Here is a 1,739-nt window from a genome sequence, read left to right on the forward strand (position 1 = left end):
GGGGCCCGTATTTCAATAACTGTCAGCGACGGGTTTCCGCGGGGGTTGTTCGGGCGTGTAGCTGTTCCAATGTGCGGGCGGGCGATCCGGGTATGGGCGTGACGAGGATCCGGTGCAGGTCCAGGAGCCGTTTTGCGTCCTGGTACTGGATGGACAGGTTGGTGCGGTTGACGCCCAGTAGTTGCGCCAGGAACGTCATGGTCATCGCTCTGCGGCGGCGGAGGATGGCTGCCAGGAGCCGGTGGGTGTGGTCCACGCTGCTGGTCTGTGGGTGGCGGTAGCTGCGCGGGCGGTGGAAGCGTCGCTGGAATGCTGCCTCGGCCATGGCGTCCCAGAAAGGCTCCGAGACCGCCACCAAATACTCGAAGGCGGTTCGTGACATGCCAGTGAGGGCCGGATCGGTGAGCATCTCGGTCAGGGCCGGGTCGGTCCGGTGTGTCGTTGCCGACGTGTCTGGCGCTCGCGGTGGAACGGGAGACAGTGTGTAGTTCCAGTCACCGTGGAAGGTGTTGGGTGTGATCGGAAGGGCGTGGAACTCGGCGGGTGTGACGCTGATGCCGAGGTCGTAGCTGCCTGTGTCCAGTTCGGCCCCGATGGTCAGGCCGGTCTTGGTTGTTGTGGCGGCGATGGTCTCGAGGACGACCTGGTAGCTGGTCAGCGGCCGCCCTCGCCAGTTCGCGGTGATGTGACAGAACATCCGGTGCTCTATCTTGTTCCATTTCGAAGTCCCCGGCGGTAGGTGACAGACCGTGATCTCCAGGCCGCTCTCTCGTGCGAAGGCGGCAAGGTTGCTTTTCCAGGTCCAGCGGCGGGGGTCGTTGGAGCCGCCGGAGTCGGCGGTGATCAGGAGCCTGCCGGCATTCGGGTGGTCCGCCCGTCCGCGGTGTTGCCACCAGCGTCGGATGGACTCCACCGCGAACTGGGCGGTGTCGTGGTCGGTGCCGACGTTGACCCAGCCGCTGTTGTTGGCAATGTCGTAGATCCCGTAGGGGATCGCCATGGGCTGGTCGTTGGTGGTGAACGTGTGGCAGTCCACCTTGATCGCGTTCTTGCCCGGGCGCCAGGTGCGACCGGGCCGGTCCCGGTTGCCGAGCCATTCCTTGGCCTTGGTGTCGACGCTGATCACCGGCTGGACGTCGTGGAGGAACGCGGCGGCGGTGGCATTCAGGTGGGTGAACTGGGCATCGCGGTCCGGATGGCTGATGCCCTCTGTTGTCTTCGCGGTTCCCTGCAGGCTGTAGCCCAGGGTGTGCAGCAGGTGTCCGACGGTTGAAGCGCTGATCGGGTGGCCCTGTGTGGTGAGGGTCGAGGCCAGGGCCCGTAACGACAGCGTGGTCCACCGCAATGGGGAGACGGGGTCGCCTCGGGTGTGCGGCTCGATCAGCGACTCCAGCGCGGGCAGCAGACCAGGGTCGGTGTCTGTCAGCCGCTTGCGGCCCGCACCTGGAGCCCGGACCCGCAGGGTCGGTGAGGAGTAACCGGCCAACTCGGCCATGCCTCGCGCGATGGTTGCAGTGCTGGTGCCGGAGGCGGCGGCGACCCGGACGATCCCGCCGCGGCCGAGGGCCGTCGCCTCACTGGCCAGGTACAACCGACGGCGGCGCTCATCGAAGTGCGGCAGGATCTGATCGAACTTGGCCCGCAGAGCACGAGCGGCAACGCGGCCTGACTGACACGGGGTCATATCTCAGATTCCCACCAACCCCCCTCTGCCGAGCACTTATTGAAATACGGGCCCC

The 1,739-nt window shown here is 66.1% G+C and carries 1 pseudogene; it reads right to left on the reverse strand.

Annotated features, from left to right (window positions below):
• Positions 1-1,684 (reverse strand): annotated as a pseudogene (locus ACWFR4_RS48710) (ISAzo13 family transposase); the annotation flags it as partial.
• Between the last annotated feature and the right edge of the window lie 55 nt (positions 1,685-1,739).

Source organism: Streptomyces sp. NPDC055140 (genome assembly GCF_053607285.1).